The 26,579-nt window shown below is 49.3% G+C and carries 22 protein-coding genes, 1 tRNA gene and 1 pseudogene; 14 read left to right on the top strand and 10 right to left on the bottom strand.

Annotated features, from left to right (window positions below; genetic code table 11):
• The first annotated feature begins 14 nt into the window (after nucleotides 1-14).
• From EE896_RS03065 to EE896_RS22340, 4 genes are all read left to right on the top strand, one after another.
• A complete protein-coding gene (locus tag EE896_RS03065; protein ID WP_140916601.1) occupies nucleotides 15-1,490 on the top strand; it encodes an N-6 DNA methylase in 1,476 nt (491 codons plus the stop codon).
• Nucleotides 1,490-3,247, top strand: coding sequence for a restriction endonuclease subunit S (locus tag EE896_RS03060; protein ID WP_140916600.1), 1,758 nt, complete (start codon nucleotides 1,490-1,492; stop codon nucleotides 3,245-3,247). Before EE896_RS03065 ends, EE896_RS03060 begins: the two co-directional genes overlap by 1 nt.
• Before the next feature lie 10 nt (nucleotides 3,248-3,257).
• Nucleotides 3,258-4,361, top strand: a complete 1,104-nt coding sequence (locus tag EE896_RS03055) for a PDDEXK family nuclease (RefSeq protein WP_140916655.1) — start codon at nucleotides 3,258-3,260, stop codon at nucleotides 4,359-4,361.
• Nucleotides 4,362-4,839: 478 nt separating this feature from the next.
• Nucleotides 4,840-4,998: a hypothetical protein gene (locus EE896_RS22340; protein ID WP_167518468.1), complete on the top strand. Its 159-nt coding sequence runs from the start codon at nucleotides 4,840-4,842 to the stop codon at nucleotides 4,996-4,998.
• Between the two features lie 240 nt (nucleotides 4,999-5,238).
• Here the strand turns inward: EE896_RS22340 and EE896_RS03050 are convergent, their stop codons facing one another.
• On the bottom strand, nucleotides 5,239-6,543 hold the full coding sequence (locus EE896_RS03050; protein WP_140916598.1) for a tyrosine-type recombinase/integrase: 1,305 nt from the start codon (nucleotides 6,541-6,543) through the stop codon (nucleotides 5,239-5,241).
• A gap of 448 nt (nucleotides 6,544-6,991) precedes the next feature.
• On the opposite strand from EE896_RS03050, the gene EE896_RS03045 reads away from it, so the two are divergent.
• From EE896_RS03045 to EE896_RS03035, 3 genes are read left to right on the top strand one after another with little or no spacing between them, the layout of a single operon-like run.
• Nucleotides 6,992-7,888, top strand: coding sequence for an ATP-binding protein (locus tag EE896_RS03045; protein WP_140916597.1), 897 nt, complete (start codon nucleotides 6,992-6,994; stop codon nucleotides 7,886-7,888).
• A gap of 1 nt (nucleotide 7,889) precedes the next feature.
• Nucleotides 7,890-8,240, top strand: coding sequence for an STAS-like domain-containing protein (locus EE896_RS03040; RefSeq protein WP_140916596.1), 351 nt, complete (start codon nucleotides 7,890-7,892; stop codon nucleotides 8,238-8,240).
• Nucleotides 8,240-8,851 (top strand): PIN domain-containing protein, encoded by a 612-nt coding sequence (locus tag EE896_RS03035; protein ID WP_153574535.1) that lies wholly within the window; start codon nucleotides 8,240-8,242, stop codon nucleotides 8,849-8,851. Before EE896_RS03040 ends, EE896_RS03035 begins: the two co-directional genes overlap by 1 nt.
• A 616-nt stretch (nucleotides 8,852-9,467) precedes the next feature.
• Here the strand turns inward: EE896_RS03035 and EE896_RS03030 are convergent.
• The 4 genes and pseudogenes from EE896_RS03030 to EE896_RS22520 form a co-directional block, all read right to left on the bottom strand.
• Nucleotides 9,468-10,492, bottom strand: a pseudogene (locus EE896_RS03030) (hypothetical protein); the annotation flags it as partial.
• Between the two features lie 131 nt (nucleotides 10,493-10,623).
• On the bottom strand, nucleotides 10,624-10,947 hold the full coding sequence (locus tag EE896_RS03025; protein ID WP_140915508.1) for a DUF1493 family protein: 324 nt from the start codon (nucleotides 10,945-10,947) through the stop codon (nucleotides 10,624-10,626).
• Complete coding sequence (locus tag EE896_RS03020) at nucleotides 10,944-11,399, bottom strand: STM2901 family protein (RefSeq protein ID WP_140915509.1); 456 nt, start codon at nucleotides 11,397-11,399, stop codon at nucleotides 10,944-10,946. The genes EE896_RS03025 and EE896_RS03020 overlap by 4 nt, the downstream gene beginning before the upstream one ends.
• Nucleotides 11,400-11,485: 86 nt before the next feature.
• The gene (locus EE896_RS22520) at nucleotides 11,486-11,563 is read right to left on the bottom strand and encodes a hypothetical protein (RefSeq protein ID WP_231001659.1); all 78 of its coding nucleotides are present in this window, start codon (nucleotides 11,561-11,563) and stop codon (nucleotides 11,486-11,488) included.
• 70 nt (nucleotides 11,564-11,633) lie between these two features.
• On the opposite strand from EE896_RS22520, the gene EE896_RS03010 reads away from it, so the two are divergent.
• The 5 genes from EE896_RS03010 to ddlA all read left to right on the top strand — a co-directional run bounded on the left by EE896_RS03010 (nucleotide 11,634) and on the right by ddlA (nucleotide 17,205).
• Nucleotides 11,634-12,653, top strand: a complete 1,020-nt coding sequence (locus EE896_RS03010) for a phage integrase (protein WP_140915510.1) — start codon at nucleotides 11,634-11,636, stop codon at nucleotides 12,651-12,653.
• 227 nt (nucleotides 12,654-12,880) lie between these two features.
• Entirely contained in the window at nucleotides 12,881-14,050 is a 1,170-nt protein-coding gene (locus tag EE896_RS03005) for an AAA family ATPase (protein WP_153574534.1), read from the top strand.
• Nucleotides 14,050-14,676: an HNH endonuclease gene (locus tag EE896_RS03000; protein ID WP_140915765.1), complete on the top strand. Its 627-nt coding sequence runs from the start codon at nucleotides 14,050-14,052 to the stop codon at nucleotides 14,674-14,676. Before EE896_RS03005 ends, EE896_RS03000 begins: the two co-directional genes overlap by 1 nt.
• 264 nt (nucleotides 14,677-14,940) lie before the next feature.
• Nucleotides 14,941-15,043: transfer RNA gene (locus EE896_RS02995), tRNA-Leu, on the top strand.
• Nucleotides 15,044-16,107: 1,064 nt separating this feature from the next.
• A complete protein-coding gene (gene ddlA, locus EE896_RS02990) occupies nucleotides 16,108-17,205 on the top strand; it encodes a D-alanine--D-alanine ligase (RefSeq protein WP_140915764.1) in 1,098 nt (365 codons plus the stop codon).
• Between the two features lie 20 nt (nucleotides 17,206-17,225).
• Here ddlA and EE896_RS02985 read toward each other — a convergent pair whose 3' ends face one another.
• The 4 genes from EE896_RS02985 to EE896_RS02970 all read right to left on the bottom strand — a co-directional run bounded on the left by EE896_RS02985 (nucleotide 17,226) and on the right by EE896_RS02970 (nucleotide 22,402).
• Nucleotides 17,226-18,647 carry a GGDEF domain-containing protein gene (locus EE896_RS02985; protein ID WP_140915763.1) on the bottom strand — a complete coding sequence of 474 codons (1,422 nt, stop codon included), beginning with the start codon at nucleotides 18,645-18,647 and terminating at the stop codon, nucleotides 17,226-17,228.
• A 268-nt stretch (nucleotides 18,648-18,915) separates the two neighbouring features.
• Nucleotides 18,916-20,391 (bottom strand): SulP family inorganic anion transporter, encoded by a 1,476-nt coding sequence (locus tag EE896_RS02980; RefSeq protein ID WP_003850186.1) that lies wholly within the window; start codon nucleotides 20,389-20,391, stop codon nucleotides 18,916-18,918.
• Complete coding sequence (locus EE896_RS02975; RefSeq protein ID WP_008925756.1) at nucleotides 20,388-21,023, bottom strand: carbonic anhydrase; 636 nt, start codon at nucleotides 21,021-21,023, stop codon at nucleotides 20,388-20,390. Before EE896_RS02975 ends, EE896_RS02980 begins: the two co-directional genes overlap by 4 nt.
• Before the next feature lie 569 nt (nucleotides 21,024-21,592).
• Entirely contained in the window at nucleotides 21,593-22,402 is an 810-nt protein-coding gene (locus EE896_RS02970; protein WP_008925757.1) for a 5'-nucleotidase, lipoprotein e(P4) family, read from the bottom strand.
• 106 nt (nucleotides 22,403-22,508) lie between these two features.
• On the opposite strand from EE896_RS02970, the gene EE896_RS02965 reads away from it, so the two are divergent.
• Together EE896_RS02965 and EE896_RS02960 are read left to right on the top strand one after the other, a co-directional pair.
• Nucleotides 22,509-23,216 carry a purine nucleoside phosphorylase YfiH/LACC1 family protein gene (locus EE896_RS02965; protein WP_140915762.1) on the top strand — a complete coding sequence of 236 codons (708 nt, stop codon included), beginning with the start codon at nucleotides 22,509-22,511 and terminating at the stop codon, nucleotides 23,214-23,216.
• Nucleotides 23,217-23,417: 201 nt separating this feature from the next.
• On the top strand, nucleotides 23,418-25,436 hold the full coding sequence (locus EE896_RS02960) for an NADPH-dependent 2,4-dienoyl-CoA reductase (protein WP_140915761.1): 2,019 nt from the start codon (nucleotides 23,418-23,420) through the stop codon (nucleotides 25,434-25,436).
• Here EE896_RS02960 and rlmG read toward each other — a convergent pair whose 3' ends face one another.
• A complete protein-coding gene (gene rlmG / locus EE896_RS02955) occupies nucleotides 25,437-26,555 on the bottom strand; it encodes a 23S rRNA (guanine(1835)-N(2))-methyltransferase RlmG (RefSeq protein ID WP_008925760.1) in 1,119 nt (372 codons plus the stop codon). It abuts the gene before it with no gap.
• Between the last annotated feature and the right edge of the window lie 24 nt (nucleotides 26,556-26,579).

Raw genomic sequence — 26,579 nt, 5'->3', positions numbered from 1 at the left:
AAATTGCAACAAACATGTCTATCAGTTCAGTTATCAAATCCTTACAGGACATTATGCGTAAAGATGCCGGTGTGGACGGCGATGCGCAACGTCTGGGTCAGCTTTCATGGCTGTTGTTTTTGAAAATTTTCGACACTCAGGAAGAAGAGCTGGAAGCCATAATGGATGCTGAAGAGTATCGCCTGCCGGTTCCCGCACGCTATCTGTGGCGCAACTGGGCGGCCGATGCAGAAGGTATAACGGGCGACGCGCTGCTTGAGTTCGTCAATGACGATCTCTTCCCTGCCCTGAAAAACCTGCCTGCACCTCGTGATAAAAATCCACGTGGATTTGTGGTACGGGAAGCTTTCAGCGACGCCTATAACTATATGAAAAACGGCACGCTGCTGCGTCAGGTCATCAACAAACTGAATGAGATCAATTTCGGCGACAGCAACGAGCGCCATCTGTTTGGCGATATCTACGAACAGATTCTTCGCGATCTGCAAAGCGCCGGTAACGCTGGTGAGTTTTATACACCACGCGCCGTTACCCGCTTTATGGTTAACCGTATCGACCCCAGACTGGGCGAGCGTATAATTGATCCCGCCTGCGGCACTGGCGGATTTTTGGCTTGCACGGTTGATCATATCAAAGCCAACTACGTTCACAGCACCGATGATCACCAAACGCTGCAGAAGCAGATTCACGGCGTAGAGAAAAAGCAGCTACCGCACCTGCTTTGTACCACCAATATGCTGCTGCACGGTATTGAAGTCCCGGTGCAGATTCGTCATGACAATACGTTAAGCAAGCCACTCTCTTCATGGGATGAGCAGTTCGATGTGATTGTCACCAACCCGCCATTTGGCGGTACCGAAGAAGATGGCATTGAGAAAAACTTCCCCTCTGAAACGCAAACGCGCGAAACCGCCGACCTCTTCCTGCAGCTGATAGTGGAAGTGCTGGCGGATAAAGGACGCGCCGCTGTCGTTCTTCCGGATGGAACGCTATTTGGTGAAGGTGTTAAAACCAAAATCAAAAAGCTGCTGACAGAAGAGTGCAACCTGCACACCATCGTGCGCCTGCCGAATGGCGTGTTTAATCCCTATACCGGCATCAAAACTAACCTGTTGTTTTTCACCAAAGGCCAGCCGACACACGACATCTGGTTCTATGAACATCCCTATCCTGAAGGTGTGAAAAACTACAGCAAAACCCGCCCAATGAAGGTTGAAGAGTTTCAGCCGGAGATCGATTGGTGGGGCAATGAGGCCGACGGCTTTGCCAGTCGTGTTGAAAACGAACACGCCTGGAAAGTCAGCATTGATGAAGTCATTGCACGTAACTTCAACCTTGATATTAAGAATCCGCATCAGGCAGAAGCAATCAGCCATGATCCTGATGATCTGCTGGCGCAATATCAACAACAGCAAGCGGAGATTAGCCAGCTGCGCCACCAGCTACGAGATATCCTTGGTGCCGCGCTTGCGGGTAAGGAGGTCAACTGATGTCTGCTGAGCAACTGATCACCCAGCATATCAATACCTGGACATCTGCCTTACAGACACGTTCAACGGCTGGACGCGGTAACAACGGCAAGATTGATCTTTATGGCATTAAAAAACTGCGCGAACTGATTCTGGAACTGGCCGTACGTGGCAAGCTGGTGCCTCAGGACCCAAATGATGAACCGGCTTCTACATTATTAAAATGTAATGAACAAAGAAAACAGGAGTTAGCAAAAAGCGGCAATATGAAAACTGCTGCAAACGTCAATATCAACGTAGGAGATTGTTATCTCGACCTGCCTAAAAATTGGTCATGGATAAGGTTAGGAAATTTAGCAAAATTTATAGATTATCGTGGTAAAACCCCAAAAAAAACAGAATATGGCATTCGACTTATAACAGCAAAAAACATAAAAAAAGGCTATATCGATCTTAACCCAGAAGAATTCATTACTGAAAAAGATTACCAGTTATGGATGACAAGAGGCTTTCCTAAAAAGGGTGATTTACTATTCACTACAGAAGCTCCTTTAGGAAATGCTGCAATTATTGAATTGAATGAGAAATTTGCTCTTGCTCAACGTTCTATTTGTTTTCAGTGGCATATTCCAGAAATAAGTCCCTTTATGCTGATTCAACTTTTAGCAAGACCTTTTCAGTCACAGCTGAAAGACAAATCTACGGGTATGACAGCAACAGGAATTAAAGCAGCAAAACTCAAAGAAATTCCAGTAATATTACCGCCAGTTTATGAACAACATAAAATAGTATTAAGAGTCAAAGAACTCATGTCCCTTTGTGACCAACTGGAGCAGCAATCTCTGACCAGTATGGAAGCACATTCCCAGCTGGTTAAAACGTTGCTGGCAACACTCACCGACAGCAAAAATGCTGAAGAGCTAGCCGAAAACTGGGCGCGAATCAGCCAGCATTTCGACACACTGTTTACCACAGAAGCGAGTATCGATGCACTTAAGCAAACCATTCTGCAACTGGCTGTGATGGGCAAACTGGTGCCTCAGGACCCGAATGATGAACCCGCTTCTGAACTGCTTAAACGTATTGAGCAGGAAAAAGCGCAACTGATGAAAGAAGGTAAAATAAAAAAACAGAAACCTTTACCACCAGTTAGTGATGAGGAAAAGCCTTTTGGGTTGCCGGAGGGGTGGGAGTTTATTAGGCTGGGTGACCTAACCGGCAAGATGGGCTCGGGTAGCACTCCTCGAGGAGGGCAAAGTGCATATGTAACTGAAGGCATTCCATTTCTTCGCTCTCAAAACGTGTGGAATGAGGGCCTCCGTTTAGACGATGTAGTGTATATTGATAAAAATACACATTCTAAAATGGATGGAACGAAAGTTTTTCCAGGTGATATTCTTCTAAATATCACCGGAGCTTCATTAGGCCGCACTTTAATATTTCCTGATCACATCATAGAGGCAAACGTTAGCCAGCATGTCACAATCATTCGTTTGTTATTGGGCGAGCTTGCACCATTTGTTCACTTGGCCATTAAATCTCCCCTTATTCAAAATTTGGTATGGAGAAGACAAGTCGGCATGGCAATTGAAGGACTTAGTAAAAAAACATTGGAATTATTTGAATTCCCAGTACCACCTTTATTAGAGCAACATCGAATTGTTACTAAAATTGATGAACTATTCATTATCTGCGAACAAATTAAATCCCGCCTGCGATCCGCCCAGCAAACCCAACTCCACCTGGCTGATGCACTCACAGACGCAGCGCTAAGCTAAGGAACAAATGATGCCGGTTTACCATGCTATCTGGCGTGTAGGTGATAACCCTCAGCCACTGACTATCAGCAAACTGGCCAGTGAGTGTTTGCTGGAAAGAATGATCTTAAACGACCCAACCATTCTTTCAGACCAGTGGATGATTATCGGTCATCAGGAAAATACGCTCGATAAGGGACGTATTGATCTGCTGGCGATAGCGCCCGATGCCTCGCTAATTCTAATAGAGCTAAAACGCGACCGCACGCCGCGCGAAGTAGTCGCTCAGGCGCTGGATTACGCTTCGTGGGTAGACGATTTAACCGCAGACCGCCTGTCACAAATTTATGAAAAATTCTCTGGCGGCGGCAATTTGGGCGATGCCTTTAAGCAACGTTTTAATGCTGAGTTAGAAGAAGAGTCTATTAACCAGTCGCATCAAATCATTATCGTAGCGGCGGAACTGGATCCGTCTACCGAACGCATTGTCGACTACCTGAGCAAAAATGGCATCTCAATTAACGTTCTGTTCTTTAAGGTTTTTCAGCACGGGGACGAACAGTTTTTAAGTCGCGCCTGGCTTATTCATCCCAGCGAAACGCAAACTAACGCTGCTCAAGCCACCGCAGGTACGAGTGCTCAATCAAAAGAACCCTGGAACGGAGAGTTCTATGTCTCGTTCGGTGACTCAAATAGTCGTAACTGGGAAGAGGCGCGCCGTTACGGCTTTATCAGTGCCGGTGGCGGAAGCTGGTACAGCCAGACCTTAAAACAGCTTCAGCCCGGTCAATGCGTCTGGGTTAACATCCCAAAAACAGGTTATGTTGGCGTCGGTATTGTGCAAAGTGCCGTTGAGCCAGCCAGCAGCTTTATAATCAATACTGAGGCTGGTGAAAAACTCGCAATGGACGTGCTTAAGCATGGAAACCTTTATCGCGATAACTCAGGTGATCCCGATAAATCTGAGTATTTTGTTTCAGTGAAGTGGCTTGAAACCCGTAGTGAACAAGCTGCAGTAAATGAACTTGGATTCTTCGGTAATCAAAATACCGTTTGCAAACCGACAACGCCAAAGTGGCGACACACTGTTGAAAGATTGAAAAACCACTTCAGAAACTGGAATACTAACGAGTAGAATTTTCCGGCAGTCAGGCGAATGGATTTTAATAAGGATCATAACAATGCGTAAAATCCTCCACTCCGAATACCCGTTCCGGCGGTCACACGAAGGTGTGGCTGCCCTGACGGTATATTCGGGGATTACCCATGCATACAAGAAATCGAGCGTTTCGTCGCCATCATATGAAAAGGCTCAAAACTAAACGCGGTCGTTATAATAATGCGGCTTACAGCTGGTCTGAAGGCGCGACTATCGTCAATATCGGTAAGGCTTATCATACGCCATGCCTCTGTTCATGCTGGATGTGTGGACATCAGCGTTTTCATCACGGAATGAACATGCAGGAACTGAGAGCAAGAGCCAGGTATCAGGATTAAGCAACTAAGCCCACCTCAATGGTGGGCTACCTCCCGGCAAACATCCTCTGATAAACCATCTTGTAAGCTTATCTACCACCCACTACAAACCCGATAAGCACAATGAGGACCTCACAATGCAAAGTCGAGCCACTAGCGCCAAAATCACCAGGCAAAAAATTTACCGCTCCGTTGCTAGCTCAACGGCTATTGAAACGGGTGAAGCTGTGCAGAAAATTGAGCAAAATCTTAAGCAGTATCAAGCTAAAGCAAAAGCTATCGGTTTAGCTCGCTAATTCGGCCAAATATCGTCAACAAGCTGTATCATCGGCATATAGTTGTCAGTGATTTCGGCCTGAATAGCCTTTAAAACGATTTATGCTCGTCAAAAAGACTGTAACCCAGCATCTGCCTGAACTGATAACACATCAAATTCTGCTTCATTGATAATGCCCAGTCTCTTCAGCAATACGCTGTCCGATGAACCAGACTGGCGTATACTCTTCAAAGAATTGAGACTAATATTTAGCCAATTCTCATCCTCTCTGGAATAAATTCACCACATTGCTGGTGGCCTGCTCAACATGATTAACCCTGTTTTCCCACTGTTCTAATGCCCTTCTTTTCTCTACGAGATAATCATAACGGTCATAATGCTTCGAGCTGACATCCTGTAATGCATGGTTTTGAATGCGGTCGCGCAACTCTTTCGAAACACCGATTTCGCCCATCAGCGTTTTGCAGGTCCGCCGTAAATCCCTCGCAACAAATACCGGATGATCAGGAAAGTGCTCGCGATAATAGATAATTGCCTGCGCAAAGCTGTCAGTTCGTAGATGCTTGCCCGCATCCAGTCGCTGCGGGAAGATAAACGGACTATCGTTAACGTTTTCCACCTTCAGCCTTTCCAGCATTTCGACCGCTGAATCCGTTAACGGCACCAGATGGTCACGCTTGTTCTTTGAAACGTCAGCAACTATCAACAGCGTTTTCTCTTCCCAGTTCACGGCATCCCACCGACTGGAAGCCAGTTCATGTGGGCGCTGACCACCAGCGTAAACACATAAATTAAGAAGCAAACTCACCGTGCTGCCGACGCTTGGCGTTTTAGGAAAGTCACCCATCAGCTGTTGCAGTTCATTCAACTTCAGCCAGTTCGTCCCCGCTTTTTCTGCAGCCGACTGTTTGGGGATGACGCTCACCGGGTTCATCTCAAGCCCAAACATCACGTTCTGCTGGTGGTTGGCCGGATCGTTATCCGCTTTAAGCCCGTAGTTGAAAGCTGCCATCAGATAAGAACGCACACGGTTTGCTTCAACGCTCGCACCGCGCTGAATGATAGCGGACAGAATCTGTTTGATATGTAGCGGTGTGACTTCGTTAGCTTTCGTATCTTTGGCAATAAAGGAATAGGTTTCCTTTTCCAGACGGTATAGCACCTGCTGCCATGTCCGCTTTCCATCTTCCCGCATTTTGTTGGTATAGCCCTGAATAAGCTGCTCGATGCTGCCCTTTAACTGTTCGGCACGCTTTTGCTTTTCCAGCGCGATTTCCTGTTCAGCCTTTTCGACCTTAGGGTTCTTCCCTTCCTTCAGCGTACCGGCATAACCTTTAGCAAGCTGACGAGCCTGAGCTAACGACATTTCAGGGTAACGACCCAACTGAATAAAGTGGCGCTTAGCATCCCAGTAGTAGCGATAGTAGAAAACCCGCTGCCCGGATGGCTCAACTTTAACGCCCAGACGCCCTGCTCCACGCTCACCACTCTTGTCCCATACCTGATAAGCCGAATCGCGAGCTTTAAGGCCGCGTACCATTGAGTCCGTTAAATTGTCTGCCAAAAGAGAGTCCTTACGAGAATTTTATCGTCGTTTTCTGGGTGATGTAGCAGGTGACGTAAGGATGATACTGAAAGGAAAAACCCGGAACAACATGAAACCAAGAGATAACCATAAACAACTGATTTATATTCATAAATGCGTAAATATAGTTAAAGATGAAAAACGATGAAACAAGCTATTCATATGACTCATAATCGCTTGGTCGCTGGTTCAAACCCAGCAGGGGCCACCAAATTATTCTATAAAAATCATTAACTTAACTTCGGCTTTAGGCTGGATTTTAATTTAAAAGATCTTCTAGTGCCCCCTTTTTGTCCCCCCAAAAATTTCTTTGAGCCTTTCAACATTACTTTTACCGCTCTGTTCCGCAGATTAAGCAGACAACTGCCGATTCAAAATCAAAACGAACTATGCGATATTGGAATGAAAGTACATGCTGGGACGAAGTATGTTCGATGAAAAAACAGGTTTAACCATTATGGTGCCAACCTTGAATGGCACGGAAAGTGACTTTTGCAGATTGTTCATGATTTTTGAGCAAGCTATGGCTTCAGGAACAGCGCAAGTTCGTTTTGTTTTTACTTATTGTAACTTTCTGAGACCGAACGCAGTTGCTTTCTTAGGAGGAACGGTTCGTTCGCTTCAACTTCAAGGCAAAACAGTCTTTTTTTTCTGGGAATCGTTGTCGCCTAAAGTGAAAGCGTCATTAGTTCAGAATGGATTTTGCAATGCGCTTGGCCATGGCGACCGAGGTTATACAGGCCATGCAATACCTTATCGTGAAGATCGATATGAAGATTTCAATTCTATTTTAGATTATTTGACCCAGAATTGGATTGGTAAAGGCTGGGTGCGAGTCAGTGAACCTTTGCGCGATGCTATCGCTGGCAAAGTTTGGGAGATATATACAAATTCTTTCGAGCATGCTAATTCGCCCGTTGGCGTCTATTCTTGTGGACAACATTTTCATCAAAGAAATGAATTGGTTCTATGCGTTGTTGATTTTGGTGTCGGAATACCGAATAAAGTCAGAGCTTATCTCTCCGCGGACACCAGGGCAGAATCAATTACTGCTGAGTCATGCTTAAGATGGGCATGTGTTAGTGGAAACACAACTGCTGCAGTAAATGGGGTTCCAAGAGGCTTAGGTCTTAATTTGCTTAAAGATTTGGTTAGTGTAAATAATGGGAAGCTAGAGTTATATAGTCATAATGCTTATGTAAAAATGGATGCAAATGGCGAAGAATATAAAACATTACCATTTTACTTCAAAGGAACTATACTTAGCATTACTTTAGCATGTGATGAAAAGTATTATCGACTCACATCAGAACTAGGGAGTTAATATGAATATTTCTATCAAAGAATTTATCGGTCCTCGATGCATTTTAAAAGATGACGGGCAAAAATTATTTGATATGGTTGCACCACATATTAACGACAGAGAGCAAGTAACGCTAGACTTCTCGAATGTTAAGATGTTTGCTTCACCTTTTTTTAATTTTAGCATCGGTCAGTTGCTCAATGCATTTCCGCAAAGCGATTTGTCAGGGTTATTGCACCTCGAAAACCTAGACCCTGTTGGGCATTCAATTGTTGATCGAGTGGTAGAGAATGTAAGCCGTTTCAATTCAAATGTGGACTACAAGCGAATTGTAGATGAAATACTTGAGCAGCAAGCCAAGGAGGCAGACTAATGGCTTTCAATGGTAAGATTTTATCGAATGTTTACAATATCAATAAATATACACCAAAAGATTCGGACAGTTTTTTTGTAGATACTAATGTATGGTTTTGGCTCACTTATTCCAAAGGCATACCTTCAAATAGACAATATCTCCAATGCTATAACCAGTTTATCAATTCAGCCTTGGGAAAAAATGCCACTCTTTTTCACTCAGGACTTTCATTGGCTGAGCTTGCACATATTATTGAAAAGTCGGAAAGAGAAATACACGAAAAAGTTGTCAATAAAAAGATCGGCACTAAAGACTTCCGCCATATTTATAGTAATGAAAGAAATGCAGCTATAAATGAAATCAAAACATCTTGGTTGCAAGTTGAGTCTTTGGCCACACAGATAGAAATTAGTGTTTGTGAGGAATTGACCAATGAATGTGTTAATCTAATGCCTAATAACACTTTAGATGGCTATGACTTGATGATTCATGAAAGCATGAAGTCTTCTGGAGTTCTAAATATCATTACTGATGATGGTGACTATACTACCGTTGATGGTATTAATGTTTACACTTCTAATGCAAATGTTTTAGCAGCAGCAGCGAGTCAAAATAAACTAGCTAACTAGTATCATGGGCATTTTATTATCCATACTGTTTGGGATTGTAGATGCCCCTTCATTCCTTGTCCCACAAGCACATTGTTCTCAATAAAATAATTGTATTGTCATATTTTTCATTCTCCTCTAAAGCACCAAACACCGCTCAAACCCCGCCACAGCTGGATATCATCGTTTTAAAGCATCATCACCAGAGATCCACTTGTAATCTGCCAGCTAACGTAAAACAAATCATTCCTTTATATTTCATAAAGATAAAACCTCATCGAGATCCAATTGAGATCCATGAAACTGAAAAAGATTGAAATTCTTTTCACTCTTTTCATTTGGAGGACTGTGTCAGAAAGCCAGCAGCCATGCGCTCTGTCGATACTGTTTGTAAAAAAATGAAACTGAAATATTTTTATGATGCAAAACCAGCAGGCGGGTGCGGTGTAGCGCCGATTTTGTCTGCGCAGCGATTATTTTGCCGGGGCTGACGCGCAGCCAGTGCCACGCTGTGCGGATGATCTATCTATGGTTACTGTGCGAGATGGCTGCGCATGTGCGTGGTGCATAGTGCGGCTGAGGCGTTCTGGTGACGGGTAATAAAAAACCCGCTGTGATAGCGGGTCGGTGTGATGGCTTAGCCAATGACGGGGGAATACTTCTTACTAAGCGCAGCAGCCTGCTGGCCACTCTGCCCGATAGCGCTGCTGTTCGTGGGCTGTCCTGTTGACGGGTGCGTATGATTTGCCAGTTGTTCAGCCAATTGCTGTACCAGCGCCACTGTATCGAGCATCAACTGGGCCACGTTAATCTTCTCTGAACCAATCCACACCACCGGCGCGATGATTTCCTGACGTGTACCGGCAATGCTCTGGCGCAGCTGGCCAATTTTCTCAGTCAGTGCCTGCCCGACTTTTATCGCCGCGCTGCCGGTGACGTCCGTTTCCGCATTGCCGCCCACTGTAATCAGTTGATTCTGCTGTGCGACCACGCTGTAACTGCCGGTTGTTACGTGCTGGATGGCTCCGGCCATCAGTGACGCCGTGCCGATCACAGTAGTTCTGTCCGTGGCTTTGACCGTCGTTTCCCTGCTGACCAGCTCACGCTTTTCCATATCCGCTTTAACTTCCCGGCTCATTGATGTTTCACGAATGGCCTGATCGGTCTGGCGCTCCCAGTCTCCCGCCTGCGTTACCCGTTGTGAAACTTCCGCGCGCTGCTGCTGCAGCTGTTCGCCCGGCTTCACGTCCGGCAGGCTGGTCCCTCCCGGCATCGTCTGCCGCACAAACGGCTTGTCCGGGCGTCCGCCGGTAAAACCCACCTCAACCAGCGTACCCTCCGGTGGGAACTGGAACATGCCGGAATCATTACCGGCCATCGGTACGGGCAGCGGCACGGCAGGATAAACCGGCGTACTGCCGTCCGGATTGCCGTCAGCGTCCAGCAGCTGCAGATTGACGGCATAGCGCGGCCTGAAGGGGTCAGCATGAAGGGGTCAGCAAAGTTTCCACTTTTGACCGCCTCAGTCGGGGCAACAACGCGCGCCATTTTAGGCAGGTGCAGGCCGCTGGCCAGCTCCGGATAATGGCTTTCCACCTGACGCTGCACCGGTGTTTTCTGCAGCGGCTGGCCTGTTGTGCGGTTTCGCGGCGTCCAGGTGATAATTCTGTGTCATATAGCGATTCTTCTGTGAAGGAGTTCCGTTATGGTCAGGCCTTAGGGAAGGTAGATCATATTATTGTAATTGTGTGGCAGCTGACAAAACGGGGAACTTTATCACCTGCTGTGAGCAATCAGAAAAGCCAGCGCCCTGCACGGGCTGACTCAATAAACATTCTTATGGTCAGTGGCTCTTTATCCTGTTTTACATTTTTGCGTGAGAACAGCGAGGAGGTTTTCCAGGGGAAATAAGCGACAAGATTGAAGCCTGCTGGCTGCACATCAAAGTCATTAAAAAACTTTTTCGCCATTTCAGCGATATCATCCGCCTCGAACTGTTCCTGCAGAATGTCATCGTCGCCGACTTCAATTTTCTTCAACAGAAACGTCGTCACCAGCGGCAGCTCACGCAGAATAAATTCGCGCACTGCATCAGGGGTTGCTGTCATATTATTCACCAGATTTTATCCTCCGGTCGCACAATCAGGTTATAGCGATGGACAGTGTGGAAACTAATTTGTGCAACATCGTTTGCCAGAATCAACCATCCGACAACAGGCACGGCTCTGCCTACAAATGCCCCCAGATTATTTACCCAAAAAATCTTCAGCCCACGCAGGCTGAAAGATTTGGCGGTCAGCGTTGGCAGAATGCGGCGCCGGAATTTGTAAGAAAGGTGTTTGCGGAAAAAGAGCGACGCAACGGAAGTACCGGGGGTTGCCGTGTTAGGTTTCCCTGGTACGTCGATATTATTGTTGCCCAGAATTAATCCCGCAACGGCCAAAATATCCTGAACGCCTAGTTGCTTTTGTGTCTCATCAATAAGTATCCAGAACAGCAACTCCTGCGGCGTCAGATTAGGCAATTGGTTGAAATAATACGTACCATCCAGTTGCTCTGTTGTATCCATACCTGCTGATCCCTTTCGTTAAATGGTTAGCGAATTTTACTTTACCATCTGTGTGCCAGGTTGTTAATCCATTGCCAGTTCGCCCGTCAGGCGGGCTTTTCGGGCCAACTGATATGCGGCGTGGCTAACACATTGGTGATCTGCACTGCCCATACGTACTTCATCCAGGCGGTGAGCGCGGCCATAATATCAAGTTTTTGGGCAAGTCGTTGCCCGCTCAGAGAAAGGCATAGCATGGCGATAGGTAAATTACCCACTGGGGAATGGCAGACTCAGGTTTTCCCGAACGGCCGAGACGATAAGAGAATACGCCGCCAGTTCGCCACTAAAGGCGAAGCGCAATCTTTTAAGAAGTTCGTAAAAGATCAGCGTCAGGACAAGCCTTGGCTGGGTGAGAAAACAGATAAGCGCCGGATAATTGAGCTGGTTGAATTGTGGTTCAACACGCATGGCATCACCTTGGCGGATGGTGAGAAGCGGCGAACTACGATGGCGTTCGCCTGCGAAGCGATGGGAAATCCACTCGCTACCGAGTTCAACGCGAAGATTTTTGCGTCTTATCGCGAGCAGCGGTTAAGCGGGAAGATCACCCGCTCCAGCCGAGTGAAGACAGTTACGCCGCGCACAGTTAATTTAGAGCTGGCGTATTTCAGGGCGATGTTCAACGAGCTGCGTCGATTGGATGAATGGACCGCAGCTAATCCACTTGAGAACGTACGCGAATTTAAGATCAGTGAATCCGAGATGGCGTATCTCACCATTGAGGAAATCAGAACCCTCCTCGCCGAATGTGAGAACAGCCGATCTAAAGATCTGACGACCATTGTGAAAATCTGCCTGGCAACAGGTGCACGATGGAGTGAAGCCGAAGGCTTGAAGGGCAACCAAATCCGCACCGGTCAGATCATCTACGTGAAAACTAAAGGCAAGAAAAACCGCGCGGTGCCGATAACTGAAAAATTACAGGCTGATCTGCCATCCAGCAGGAAAGCGCAGGAGCTCTTTAAACCTTGTTACTCAGCCTTTAGAAAGGCTATGCAACGCGCTGGTATCGAGACACCTGCAGGGCAGCTTACGCATGTTTTGCGCCACACCTTCGCGTCTCACTTCATGATGAATGGTGGCAACATCCTTGTGCTTCAGCGAATATTGGGACATACAGATATTAAGGTGACTATGCGGTACGCACATTTTGCACCGGATCATTTGTCGGAAGCAATGTTGCTTAACCCATTAAACTTCGTGGAGCTATAATTATTATGAAATGTGAGCTTATTCATAATACTCAACCTCCAAATCACACTGAATCTATTTTTCAATTAAAATCATCATATAGATAACGAACTAAATAACAAATCCCTTTAAGCACTAAAGATTCAATAATATGATTAATACGTCGCGCCATAGAAAATAGAAACTTAGCAAATAGCGAAACCTTGATTCATCAGAGTATATGGGCATCAAAATTATTAAGGAGAAAAATGTTAAACTCTAAAGACATTATAAATTCCTCAAAAGATTATTTTATTTTAGTAGGAAAAAATGGAAGCGGCAAAAGTAGGCTGCTGCACAATTTAGCTGAAGAGTTTCACGATTCAGGATACACTACAATTGCAGTTTCAAATACTCTTTTTGATAAATTTCGAACTCATCAAAAAAGCCTAAACTACAACTATATCGGCAATAAACTTGGTAGGAATTTTCCTGCTCAAGCGATCAAAAAAACTCTTTCCACTAAAAGCAAGAATAAAGTCAATAGCATATTTTCAGTTTTAGACCATATAGGATATGAACAGACAATTGGAATTTCAGTGAAATTCAAGAAAAAATTCAAAGATGCAATAAGATATAATAAAAACTCAGCAGGCGATTACTATCCAATTTTCTTTGATAGCAGCGATGAAGAAATACCTGATGAGCTTAAAATGGCCATAGATAAAGCTATTCATCAGATAAACTACGGTTACAGCGCTTTAGTTTGGCTAAATAATCAAAGCAATGTATTTTATGAAGGTAATTTCGACGCCTATTTGCTTTTACTAAAGTTCGAAAAAATTTTGAAAAAGGCAAAAATAATATCAGGAATAGAAGTTTTTTTGAGAAAAGGAAAAACGTCATTTCCACTGAGTTTTGCAAGTTCAGGAGAACTATCTTTTATAGCATTACTCGTACATATTGCTTTTTGTGCAAATGACCGCTCATTTATTTTTATCGATGAACCTGAGAATAGTCTTCACCCTCAATGGCAAAGGGAGTATTTCGACCTTCTGAAGGGAGCTATTGGATACAATCGATGTAAAGTTATTGTAGCAACACATTCACCTCTTATTATATCTTCTGTTTCAGAAAAGAATGAAGTGGCAATTTTCAAGAGAGAAAATGACTTTTTTTCCAGAGTTGTATCTTTTAGTGATAATGCTGAAGAGTTATATATTGATTATTTTGACACGCTGACACCTAAGAACAGAGCCTTATCAAACCGATGTGTAGATATCATTGATAAATTTACAAGCGGTGAAATATCATTAAAAACTGCAAGAGAACGTCTTGCGGAATTTCAAGACATGGCAAATGACATTGCTCAAGAAAAATTCCTTATTGGTGTTGGTGAGTTAATTTCAAAAGTTGCCATTAAGAAAGGGATTGAATAATGAATAACATTTCATTTCTAGAAGAGGAAAGAGTCTTAATGGCAAACGCTATCGAGCAAGGCCATACATTCTGGAGTGATGAGTCTCTTGGTGATCTTAAAAGAAAAATAAAAAATCACCTTAGACAAAATCAGCAGGAATGTTGTTGTTATTGTTCTCGTAACATTGACGATGAATTTAACATGGTACTTGACATTGAGCATATTATTCCAAAATCAAAAATCAAGTCAGAAATGTTTGAGATGATGAATTTGGCAGTATCTTGTAAAAGATGCAACATGAGAATTAAAGGTGAGGATGTTTCTTTTATTGAGGGAGATTTTGAAGATTTCAAAGCTTCTGAAAATTATTATCAAACCGAATGTTATAAGTTTATTCATCCCAACATTGATAATTGGGATGAAAACTTAACATATTTAGTGGCTCAAGTTAATAGAAGAAAAATTGTTTATTATAATGTAATGCCCGGAAGTGCAAAAGGGGAATTTACCAAAAAATATTTTGAGCTCGATAAAATTCAAGCTAATACATTTGATGAGGCACAGGAAGCTACAGGTAGAAAAGAACCCTTTGACCCGAAAATTGCTGAACAGTTTTCAAATCTCGTCAATTCAATGTTAGGTTAAAGTAAATTAAAGCTAAGAAAATTCAACAGCTATTAATCTATAACTATTATTAAGGCGAATTTTACAAACCCTTTAAAATAAAAAATCATTGAGAGTTACATCAAAAAACTGTTCAAAATGGAGTTCTTAAATTAGAGATAAAATATGTATAACTTAAATCCTGTTCTAAAATTGTACTTATCATTTAAGTGAAATCTTCTATTGATGATTGGCAGCAAAGTGGCAGCAGAGCGCAACGCTATATGCCACTTTTCATCACTATTCGGCCTAGCGGAAACTTAGAAATCAGTAAGTTACTGATTTCACTCACTTCAAATTGGGACTCATAATCCCCTGGTCGCTGGTTCAAACCCAGCAGGGGCCACCAAATTTAGTGATAAAAAAAACATATACTTAAGCCGCTCGTTGAAGCGGCTTTTTTGTTACTGGCTTTTCGAGTGGCGGCAAAGTGGCGATGCATTTTCACTGCCATGGGAAATCCTCAACTGATTATCCTGAGCAGCCCGAATCAAGACCGTGAATTGCAGAGCCTTCTGCGAGTCTTTATCATCAATGGCACGGCTGGCGCCACACAGCAGAATCAGTAGACGGTTTCAAAGAGTCCACCACGCATCAATAATGGCTGAAGCCGGAAACAGCGACCCGGTTTCTCACCTGTAACTAACCCTCAACGCCTCTCATAAATCCGGCCCATTAAATATTAGCTTCATGTTAAAGTCATTGGCATTGCCTGACTCGAACAAGTGAGCAACAGCTATGCATCAGATTTTCGAAATACTCTCAGAGTTATTTAGCGCGTGGCCTGTCATGTCGGGAAAGCGAAAGGAGAAGAAGCCCGCCAAGGACACCAGGAAGATCTCAGGTCTTGCCTACGAACCTTTATGCAAGATAACGCCCGACCAAAAAAGAAATGATGTGCCGCACAAAGATGAGAGCAACTGAGAAAACGTACTCATCCTCATATTTGCTGGTGTGAACACAAGCGAGACTGGCAGAAGCTATCTTCCACGCTGACCGTTTTACCTCAGCTCACAGTTTTCATCCTCTCAAGCGGCACCGCGAATCGTCAGCGATAGTCCTGAATGTGGCGTCATCGCCACATCGCAGATCATTATCCCGAAAGCGCCCGCAACACCATACTGGGTAAGGTACGACAACGGGTTGTGATATTCTCCAGCCAAACCTGGCGATATCCCGCATTGCCCTCTGCCTGATCGTCAGATTTAGTCATCTCTCATCCTTTCTGATCTGCAACCGCTCTTCATCCGAAGTTATCCCTGCGACCTGTCGATAACGTATGGAGAAAAGGTAGCTGCGATTAAAACAGCCTGACGAGGCAATTACTGTCGCCAGCATTTAGATTTCAGGTAATTTAACCCGCGCAAACCCCATGCTATCTTGTGGTTTTGATTTTTTCAGTGGGCAAAACAGATGACAAAGTTGCGGGTAGGGATCGTGTTTGGCGGGAAGTCGGCCGAGCATGAGGTGTCGTTGCAGTCGGCCAAAAATATCCTTGAGGCGATCGACAAAACCAGGTTTGACGTGGTGTTGCTGGGCATCGACAAACAGGGACACTGGCGTCTGAATGATGCGTCCAACTTCTTACTTAACGCTGAAAATCCGGCGCTGATCGCACTGAATCACGCCGCTGAAGATGTGGCGCTGGTGCCGGGCAAGACGCAGCAGCAGATCATCACCCGTCACAACGCCCATCCACTGTCGCAAATCGACGTTATCTTCCCGATTGTTCACGGTACGCTGGGTGAAGATGGTTCTCTGCAGGGTCTGCTACGTATGGCCTCTTTACCGTTCGTCGGGTCCGATGTGCTGGGTTCTGCGGTGAGCATGGACAAAGATTTCACCAAACGCCTGCTACGCGATGCCGGCCTCAACGTCGCGCCGTGGCTGAGCGTCACTCAGGCACAACGCGCCCATCTGGATCCAGAGGCCGTGATTGCCCGCTTTGGTCTGCCGCTGTTTATCAAACCCGCCAACCAGGGTTCTTCAGTGGGCGTGAGCAAAGTAGATAGCATTGAAGAGTTTGATGCCGCGCTGGCACTGGCTTTCTCCTTTGACCGCAAAGTACTGATTGAACAGGGGATAAAAGGTCGGGAGATTGAGTGCGCGGTGCTGGGCAACGATGCGCCCGAAGCCAGCCCCTGTGGCGAAGTGGTGGTGCATGACGCCTTCTACTCGTATGACACCAAATATATCTCTGAGAGCGGTGCGCAGACGGTGGTCCCGGCGGCTATCGCAGCGGAAACCAGCGATGCGATTCGTGACGTCGCCATCAAGGCCTTTACCGCGCTGGAGTGCTTTGGCATGGCGCGCGTCGATGTGTTCCTGACTGACGACGGCGAAATTATCGTCAATGAAGTGAATACCCTGCCCGGCTTTACCAATATCAGCATGTACCCGAAACTCTGGCAGGCAGCCGGGCTCAGCTATCAGGATCTAATCAGCCGTCTGATCGACCTGGCGATTGAACGCCACCAGCAGGCCAGCACGCTGAAAAGCAGCGTCAGTTGACCCGCCCCGGCGGCGTGGCGTTATGCCACGTCGCTGGAGATGCCGCAATAGTTGACGGGTGAGGTCTGGTTACGGCCATTGCGCTTCGAGAGATAGAGGTTTTTATCCGCTGCCGAAATGAGCCGGTTAATCACGCGGTGCCACTCCGTCGCTTCTCCGGCACTGCTATGCGCCAGCCCCAGGCTGACGGTCACGGTAGCCGTACTGCCCTGTAGCCAGAATTTCTCTTTCGCCATCTTCTGCCGGATGCTCTCGGCGAGAAAATAAAGCTTTGCGGGATTCTGGTCGAACAGCACCACCACAAATTCCTCTCCGCCAAACCGGCAGACACGTCCCTCTTTACCGATAACCTGCTGCATCCGGCGAGCGATCTCTTCCAGCACGCTGTCACCCGCGTCATGACCAAAATTATCATTAATCGCTTTGAAGTAGTCGACATCCAGCAGAATCACACCCACCTTACGATCCGGGAAAATAGGCTCCGCACCCAGGCTTTCATATAAGCCGGAACGCGACAGCAGCCGGGTCAGGAAATCGTAATTCGCGCGCAGCGCGAGCCGTTGATTCAGCTGGCGAATGGCATCCATGCTCGCGGCCACGATCAGCGGGCTAATTGCGATAGTCGCCACACCCAGCCGCGCCGAGGTCAGGTGGCTGACGGGCAGGAGGGTATCATCGCCCTGAATGTTCATTACGCCGTGCGAAACCAGAATGATTTCGACAATACCGCTCAGCAGAATCACCAGGCTGGTCAGCGGCATCGGCAACACGATGGCACACCACACCAGCGCCGGAACCGGTAACGTCAGGCTACCTGCGCCACCCATTATTGCCCCAATCATCATCGAAAAGATCAGAGCGATAACGGGTGCCAGCTTGCGCAGCTGCAAAAACTGGCGGGGCGACAGCGACGACCAGTCACGCGTCAGCAAAAACGGCAGCACCATGAGCCCGGTAGAGAACTGCTCACTAAACCACTCACCCCAGGCCATCGCCAGACCGACAGTGAAATCAGCCTGCTGTGCCAGTGCCCCCCAGCTGGCACAGGCTAACGCGGCCAGCAGGCAGGCGGGGAAAATACGTAGCACATTGATAATGCGCTCCCTTCCGGAATCATTCTGACGATGCTTTATCAGCAGCGTAACCGCTATCAGCACAAACAGAAGATTCGCCAGGTTTAGCGTGAAGGCAGAAAGCGCCCAGCCTGAAAAAACAGTGTCGTTAAACACCATGCCAGCAAACGTAGCCAGGTAATAGCGGGTCTGATGCAGATAAGGATTTCGGACGATAACGCCAGTGACGATCGCGTTGACTGGCCAGAACAGTGACAGCTCCTGTGGGATGCGCAGGTGTCCGCCGATAAAGCAAAATAACAACGTCACTAAAAACAGCGAAAATGCGTTCTTCTTAGCGTTGTGCTCTTCAAACAGCTGCATGCGCATACATCCGGACCTTGTCGCAGAGAGGCTGGCTGTCCACGTCAGCCTGCACAGGCGCGTGGTGTCAGAATGATTAAATCCTGGATACTCTCACTGTCATCCGGCGGTCAACCGCCCTTCCTGGGCTGACTCCGCAAAGTGACCCTGAAGAGTCTAACCCCATCAGATGACAGTAAAAATTGGGGACTTATTATGCCTCGCAAATAAAAAAATCGGATATCCGAGATATCCGATTTTTGCCTCTCAAACGACTTTACCGTTGCGTTTATCGCTATTTTACCGCAACCGGCCACTGACTCAGGCGAATGCCGCGTTTGTCTGCGTTATCGCCAAAATCTTTCAGCACCGCTTTGACGTCGGGATCGATATATTCCGCATTGTCGTTATCAACGATGACCACGCTGTTCTCCGGGATCTCATCCAGCAATCCCTGGAGCCTGGGATTATGCATAAAGGTCAGGTTCTGCTGAAAGCGCAGCACATAGTGGTCATCATAGCGGGTGAGCTGCAGTGCGTTGCGATGACTCTTGTAGATGCTATAGAGGATCTGCGTGGCGATACCGATACCAATACCGACCAGCATGCCCAGCGTGATAATCCCGATGATGGTGGCCAGAAACGGCACGTACTGCTGCGCGCCCATCCGGAACTGCTCAACGAACAGTCGCGGTGTCGCCAGTTTATAACCGGTATAGAGCAGTACGGCAGCGAGGCTGGCCAGCGGAATGGCATTAAGCATCTCGCTGAACCACATGCCGCAAATCAGCAGCAGTACACCGTGAATGAAAATCGACAATTTGGTCTGCGCACCCGCACTGACGTTCACTGAACTGCGCACAATCACCGCCGTGATCGGCATCGCCCCAAGGAAACCGGCCGCCAGGTTACCGATACCCTGCGCGAACATCTCTTTGTTGGGCGACGGCGCGGGCGTCTGAGGACGCAGTTTTTTCAGCGCCTCCTGGCTCAGCAGAGTTTCCAGACTGGCGACCAGGGCTAAGGTCACCGCAACCACCCAGACCTGCGGATTCTGCCAGGCCATCCAGTCAGGCGTTTCCAGCTCCGCCACCAGCGCAGAGACGCTGTCAAAAGCGGGCAGCGAAATGCGAGCCAGACCCTGCGTCATCTCAGGAAACAGCCTCCCACCCATCACGGTAGCCAGGCAGCCGATGAGCACGGCTATCAGCGGGCCGGGGATCCAGGCCAGCGCTTTGATCCGTTTAACCGGTGCGGTGGTCCAGAGACATAAAATGGCCAGACCGACACCCGCTACCAGGATGGCGGGCAGCGAGAAGGTCATCTCGCCGGTCACCAGCGACACCAGCTCCGCATCGCCAGCGGCACCCAGTGCCACCGGGATCTGCTGCATGATGAGCAGCAAACCAATCGCCGCCAGCATCCCTTTGATGACGCTGCCCGGCACCAGCGAAATAAACCGTCCGGCACGCAGCAGACCAAACAGGCATTGCAGTGCCCCGGCAATAATCAGTGCAGTGAGAAACGCGGAGAAACTGCCTAGCGACGCCATTGAGGCGACCACGATAGTGACCAGGCCCGCTGCCGGGCCGCTGACGGCAAATCGGGATGGACTCAGCGACGTCACGACCAGACCGCCAATCACACCCGTCAGCAGACCGGCAAACGGCGGTAATCCGCTGGCCTGTGCGATGCCAAGACAGAGCGGTAAGGCGACCAGAAACACCACCAGACCCGCCGGAATATCGCGACGCAGGGTATCGAGGTTCATAATGAAGGTTCCTCTGCAGATTGATGAATCAGTTCTTTGAGATGACCGGAGCGCAGGTCATAAACACAACCAAACACCTCCAGTTCCTGGCCCGATTGCCAGATTTGCCGGACCGGTTCAGATTTCACCAGTCTGGCGAATTGCGCCTTCACGTTGGCCTCAACCAGCCGATCAAGCTGTTCACCCGGCGCCACGTCTGAGGCCGGGCTTTCTGCCAGCCCCTGCTGAATATCATTTCGCAGCGTCTGAATACGTCTCGCCAGCGCGCTTTCCTGTCCGTCCAGCACGCTGCCCGGCAGGTTTTGCGCGGCTTCTACGCCGCCACAGCCATAGTGGCCGCTAAGGACAATGCGTTTCACACCGAGAAAGAAGAGCGCGTATTGCAGTACGCTCAGCAAATTGTCGTCGTCCTCAATCACCATGTTGGCGATATTACGATGTACAAAGAGTTCGCCAGGATGGGAGCCGGTTAATACCTCAGCCGGAACGCGACTATCAGAGCAACCTATCCAGAGTGAGTGCGGCTTTTGCTGATGAAGGAATTTTTTAAAATAATCCGGATTACGCTGGCGGCGCTGCAAGGCCCAACTGCGATTTTTCGCTAATAAGGGTTTAAGTGTCGTCACAATCATCTTCTCTCTACTACCGGGATGTCGCATCCTGGCTAACCACAACATGTGTCGGCACACAAATAAAGCATGAGCCGCCAGGGAAATAAGAACTGAATCACAGAAAAAGGTTATAGACGCTAACCATTCCCAATGCACGGGCAATATTTCACAACGCTTTGTTCTCACGGGTTTTGTCAATTTGCCGTCAGTAAGAGTCAGGGTTACGTAAATTTAATTAAGCAGCAAAGACGAAAGGGAAAAGCCAGAATTCATTTTTAATGAATCAAAAACATGTAGTTAGAAAATTAACTAAAGTTAATGCTGACAAATAAATACAAGCATTAACAAAGGGGTTTTTCAGCACCATACCAGCCAGCGCTCATTTCACCAGGAATCCTCTTAATTAAAAAATTAACCATTAGCACAATCAACCGGCTTAATGGGTATAAGCCAGTCAGATATACCTGTATTGAGTTAAGAAGGGAGCAAGAGATGATTAATTTAATTTGCAGGAAAATAGTGACGACAGTAAGTAAATAAGGACCAATAATAAACAGAGCCTGAACGAGCAGGCTCTTTTTCTTGACGAATTATTTACCGTTCCAGCTCTGCAGACGTGATTCACGCACCGACAACTGCTGTTCCGGGGTCAGCTTATTGTAGTTTTCCGCCATTCCGCTCTCCCAGTCGCCGTAGAGTGGATTAGGTAACACGATAAACTGCGTCCCGAACTGCTGATGATTAAGATTCACGAAATCGCGACGCGTCTGATTCCCTTTATGCCAGGTCGCCCCACCAAAATCGTTGAGGTTATCGCCGACGTAAAGCACCACGTTATAGCCCGCATTTTTGATGGCATCGAAACGTGCCTGCTTATTGGAGCTGTCGGTATTCAGACGTACCGTTTTATCGCTGACGTCAGGGAAGCCGAGCTGCTGCATATTGGCGACCGTGGCAGCGTAATCTTTCTGATCGCGGTTCGACACATAAAACAGCGTGCCGCCATTCTCTGTCACATGACGCGCGAACTCAACCGCGCCCGGCACCGCTTTCGCCTGACGCGCCTGCGTCCAGGCTGACCAGGTTTTGCTGCTGAACGGCTGGCCGTTTTTCGCCTGCCACGCGCTGTAGGCGCTGTTATCCAGCATGGTTTCATCCAGATCGACAATCACCGCTTTGGGTTTGCCGGTCAGCGACGGTGCCTGATCAAATGCCATGCGCGCGGTGTTAAACGCCTGCCAGGTCAGCGCCTGATATTCGCCAGACTGCTGGAACCAGTTTACAGCCAGCACCGATTGCTGACCGAGTTGCTGTTGCGCGGTCTGATGTGTCGACGAGGCGCAGCCGGTCAGGAGCAGCGCGACCAGTCCGGATGCTGCGAGTTTTGCGGAGGTTTTCATCATTTCATCCTTAAGGTGAGAAAGGTCTGAGGAGAAGCTTCAAAAATGTAGCAGTTAACGTAAGCTGTTGGCAGCCCAACGCACGCTGTTATAACAGGAGATTCTTATGGCCGTGATCCCGCGCTCGCCGTTGCTCGATTCGCTGGAGTGGCTCGATTATGCGTTTCAGCCAGCCGGTGAGCCGCCTCCCGCCGATGCCGCCTATGGACATCAGCGCCACAGCGCAACCGTGGTCACCGATAGTGAGAACATTCCGCCCAAAAGCTGTGAGTCCGATGGCGTGATCGGCAGCGGAACGCGACCGGTGGCGGTCTACACCGCCGATTGTCTGCCGGTGCTGTTCGCCGACCGCCAACAGCGGATCGTGGCGGCGGTGCATGCCGGACTTAAGGGTACGCTGGCGGGTGTGCTGACCCGCGCGGTAGAAAAACTGGGCGAGCAGGGCTGCAACCCACAGGATCTGGTGGTGGCGATTGGCCCGGCGATGGGCCCCTGCTGCTATGAGCTGGCCGAACCGCAGCTGGCGGAGATTGCGCAGAACCCAGCGTTTACCAGCGGGTTACGCTGGCACCGGAATCAACCGGTAAACCCACAAGCACAACGTCCACAGGCCGCAGCCCATCAGCAGGGTGTCTGGTTCGATCTGCCCGCACTGGCGACGCAGCTGCTGGTCAACGCGGGTGTGCCGGCCGCGCAGATCGACAACGTTAATGTCTGCACCTATTGCATGGCCGAGAGCGGTTCCAGCTACCGCTTCAATACCCACCATAGCAGCGGCTATCGTTCGCGCTATTCGTGGATCCGGCGGCGTTAACGGTTTCAGAGCCAGAAACATTAAAAGCCACGCACGCCACGGATGGCCGTGTTGCTTAAGGCCCGGGTTCCCTGCGCACGCTCGCCCTGCTCACCTGCCGATGTTTATGATTTCACTCACACCCTGACATTCTTTCACTTTTTTTTAATGCAGAAGTGGCTAGAGTAAACTCATCCGACCACTTTGCTGTGAGTGACTACCATGTCCGTCAATCCTGATTATCCTGCGCTGTTTACGCCGCTGGATCTTGGCTTTACCCGCCTGAGAAACCGCTTTCTGATGGGGTCGATGCATACCGGCCTGGAAGAGCATCCGGATGGCGCAGCCCGGCTGGCGGCGTTCTACGGCGAGCGGGCACGGGAAGGCGTAGCGCTGATTGTCACCGGCGGCATCGCCCCCAATGCGCAGGGTGTTACCACCGCGCATGGCGCGATGCTCACCGACGAAGCACAATGCAGCTGGCATCGACAAATCACAGAAGCGGTGCATCAGCATCAGGGAAAAATTGCACTGCAGATCCTGCATACCGGTCGTTACAGCTATCAGCCCGATCTGGTCGCGCCCTCCGCCCGTCAGGCACCCATCAACCCGTTTACGCCACAGGCGATGAGCGAGACGGCGATTGAACAGACCATTGAGGACTTCGCCCGCTGCGCGCGGCTGGCCCAGCAGGCAGGTTACGATGGTGTGGAGATCATGGGGTCCGAAGGCTACCTGATTAATCAGTTTCTGGTGAAACACACCAATCAGCGCACCGACCGCTGGGGCGGCGACTTCCGCCAGCGGATGCAGTTCGCACTGGCGATTACCCGCGCGGTTCGCGCAGCTACCGGCGACGCCTTTATCATTATCTTCCGGCTGTCGATGCTCGACCTGATCGAAGAAGGCAGTTCGCTGGAGGAGACCCTGTTGCTGGCGGGCGAGCTGGAACAGTGCGGCGTCACGCTGTTCAATACCGGCATCGGCTGGCACGAAGCGCGCATCCCGACCATCGCCACCTGCGTGCCGCGCGCGGCCTTTGCATGGGTGACGCAGCGCCTGCGTGCCCACGTTTCGGTGCCGGTGATCGCCACCAACCGTATTAACCATCCCGCTGTCGCTGAGGCCCTGTTGCAGTCGGGCTGTGCCGATATGGTGTCGATGGCACGCCCTTTCCTCGCCGACCCCGCCTTTGTCAGCAAAGCGCAGCGCGGCGAACCGGACAGCATCAACACCTGCATCGCCTGTAATCAGGCCTGCCTTGACCAGGTGTTCGCCGGTAAAATCACCTCCTGCCTGGTCAATCCGCGCGCCTGCCATGAGTCGCTGATGCCGGTCATCGCCAGCACCGCACCGCGCAGACTGGCAGTGGTGGGTGCCGGCCCGGCCGGGATGGCGTTTGCCCTGCAGGCGGCGCAGCGCGGACATCAGGTGACGCTCTATGAGGCCGCGCCCGAGATTGGCGGTCAGTTCAATATTGCCCGGCAGATCCCCGGCAAATCTGAGTTCAGTGAAACACTGCGTTATTTCCGCTATCAGCTGGCAGCAGCAGGCGTGACAGTTCAGACCGGCCGGCGGGTCACGGCAGATACCCTGAGTGATGCAGATGAAGTGGTGCTCGCAACCGGCATTAAGCCGCGTACACCGGCTATTCCGGGCATCCATCACCCCAGTGTGCTGAGTTATCTGGAGGTGCTGCGCGATAAGCGCCCGGTGGGTAAACGGGTGGCGATTATTGGCGCGGGTGGGATTGGCTTTGATGTGGCGGAGTATCTGTCTCAGCCGTCGCATGACGAGGACCTGGCGGCGTTTTACGCCGAATGGGGCATCGACCACAGCCTGACACAGCGCGGCGGCCTGGTTGCCCCACAGCCGCCTGCCGCATCACGGCAAATCTGGCTATTGCAGCGCCGATCAGGGAAACCGGGTGCCGGGCTGGCAAAAACGACCGGCTGGATTCATCGCACCAGCCTTCAGGCGCGCGGCGTGGAGATGTGGGGCGGCATTGAATATCTGGCCATTGATGACAGCGGCCTGCACGTGCGGCGTAACGGTGAAACGCTGCTGCTGGAGGTGGATAACGTGATTATCTGTGCCGGCCAGGAGCCGCAGCGCGAACTGGAAGCCGCGCTGCGTGCAAAAGGACAGGTGGTAACCGTAATAGGCGGCGCAGATGTCGCGGAGGAACTGGATGCGCGCCGCGCGATTGCGCAGGCAACGCAACTCGCTTTGACGATCTGACTAGCGCATTTTCACCGCGCGCAGCACCACAAACTTCTGGTTTGAGGCGATCAGCGTACAGTTGCCGAACAACTTTTTCAGCTTGTGGTGATAATCGAGGTGGCGGTTGCCGACAATGCGCAACTCGCCGCCATACTGAAGGCAGCGTTTCGCATCGCGGAACATCTGCCATGCCAGATGATCGGTAACAGCGTGCTGCTGATGGAATGGCGGGTTGCACAGCACCGCGTGCAGCCGATCTGATGGATAGCCGCTCAGCACGTTATTCACCAGGAACTGACAGCGCGACAGGTCATCAGGACGGTTTACTTCCACGTTAAGCTTGCTGGAGGCGACCGCCATATAAGACTCATCAAGGAAATGCACCTCGGCCTGCGGGTTCTGCTCCAGCGCCACCAGCCCTACCACACCGTTGCCACAGCCCAGATCGACAATCTCACCTTCAATGTTTTCAGGCAGATGCTGCACAAACAGCCGTGCGCCGATATCCAGCGAAGAACGCGAGAAGACGTTAGCGTAGTTGTGGATCTGATAAGGGGTGCCATCCAGCGGCCAGACCAGCGTCGGCGTGGCCTCACGCAGTTCAGGCTGACTGAACTGGCTGTAGATCAGGCGCGCTTTTTTCCAGGCCAGTGAGGTTTTGGTTTCACCGATGATCTGTTCGAACAGCTGCAGAGTCGAGTTGTGGATCTCTTTGGCGCGCGCCGCCGCCACAATCACCGTATCAGGCGTGACGACTTCACGAATGGCACGCAACTGATGCTCCAGCAACGCCAGCGTTTTAGGCACTTTAATCAGCACCGCCGCCGGAGCCGCGGGCAGCTCAGCCAGGCTATCAACAAAGTGTACGTTGCTGTCATCCATCTCATTGAAGCTCAGATTTTGGCGGGCGGCCTGCTGGCTCAGCCAGGAGTCGCTGACGTGCCAGACAGTGCGCGGATTCAGGGCGCAGGTTAACGCCCCGAAGCTGTCGTTGAAGATCAGCACGGGTCCTTCTGGCAGCGCCTGCTGTAACAGGTATTCATCAGCCGCATCCCAGGCTTGTAATGGACTTTCGTCACGCATCTGCGGGAAGCGATGCAGGATCAGTGTGCGATCGTTCAGTTCAAGTTGGCTCATGAATTCTCCGGCGTGGTACACTCT

It is taken from the genome of Pantoea eucalypti (genome assembly GCF_009646115.1).
Lineage (GTDB): Bacteria > Pseudomonadota > Gammaproteobacteria > Enterobacterales > Enterobacteriaceae > Pantoea > Pantoea eucalypti.
The sequence above is the reverse complement of the archived record's forward strand: the minus strand, read 5'-3'. Positions and strand labels throughout refer to the sequence as shown.

Coding starts and splice junctions, on each gene's coding strand:
- EE896_RS03065 (WP_140916601.1), top strand. CDS start 15: ATGTCTATCAGTTCAGTTATCAAATCCTTACAGGACATTATGCGTAAA.
- EE896_RS03060 (WP_140916600.1), top strand. CDS start 1,490: ATGTCTGCTGAGCAACTGATCACCCAGCATATCAATACCTGGACATCT.
- EE896_RS03055 (WP_140916655.1), top strand. CDS start 3,258: ATGCCGGTTTACCATGCTATCTGGCGTGTAGGTGATAACCCTCAGCCA.
- EE896_RS22340 (WP_167518468.1), top strand. CDS start 4,840: ATGCAAAGTCGAGCCACTAGCGCCAAAATCACCAGGCAAAAAATTTAC.
- EE896_RS03045 (WP_140916597.1), top strand. CDS start 6,992: ATGTTCGATGAAAAAACAGGTTTAACCATTATGGTGCCAACCTTGAAT.
- EE896_RS03040 (WP_140916596.1), top strand. CDS start 7,890: ATGAATATTTCTATCAAAGAATTTATCGGTCCTCGATGCATTTTAAAA.
- EE896_RS03035 (WP_153574535.1), top strand. CDS start 8,240: ATGGCTTTCAATGGTAAGATTTTATCGAATGTTTACAATATCAATAAA.
- EE896_RS03020 (WP_140915509.1), bottom strand. CDS start 11,399: ATGGATACAACAGAGCAACTGGATGGTACGTATTATTTCAACCAATTG.
- EE896_RS22520 (WP_231001659.1), bottom strand. CDS start 11,563: ATGAAGTACGTATGGGCAGTGCAGATCACCAATGTGTTAGCCACGCCG.
- EE896_RS03010 (WP_140915510.1), top strand. CDS start 11,634: ATGGCGATAGGTAAATTACCCACTGGGGAATGGCAGACTCAGGTTTTC.
- EE896_RS03005 (WP_153574534.1), top strand. CDS start 12,881: ATGTTAAACTCTAAAGACATTATAAATTCCTCAAAAGATTATTTTATT.
- EE896_RS03000 (WP_140915765.1), top strand. CDS start 14,050: ATGAATAACATTTCATTTCTAGAAGAGGAAAGAGTCTTAATGGCAAAC.
- ddlA (WP_140915764.1), top strand. CDS start 16,108: ATGACAAAGTTGCGGGTAGGGATCGTGTTTGGCGGGAAGTCGGCCGAG.
- EE896_RS02985 (WP_140915763.1), bottom strand. CDS start 18,647: ATGCGCATGCAGCTGTTTGAAGAGCACAACGCTAAGAAGAACGCATTT.
- EE896_RS02980 (WP_003850186.1), bottom strand. CDS start 20,391: ATGAACCTCGATACCCTGCGTCGCGATATTCCGGCGGGTCTGGTGGTG.
- EE896_RS02975 (WP_008925756.1), bottom strand. CDS start 21,023: ATGATTGTGACGACACTTAAACCCTTATTAGCGAAAAATCGCAGTTGG.
- EE896_RS02970 (WP_008925757.1), bottom strand. CDS start 22,402: ATGAAAACCTCCGCAAAACTCGCAGCATCCGGACTGGTCGCGCTGCTC.
- EE896_RS02965 (WP_140915762.1), top strand. CDS start 22,509: ATGGCCGTGATCCCGCGCTCGCCGTTGCTCGATTCGCTGGAGTGGCTC.
- EE896_RS02960 (WP_140915761.1), top strand. CDS start 23,418: ATGTCCGTCAATCCTGATTATCCTGCGCTGTTTACGCCGCTGGATCTT.
- rlmG (WP_008925760.1), bottom strand. CDS start 26,555: ATGAGCCAACTTGAACTGAACGATCGCACACTGATCCTGCATCGCTTC.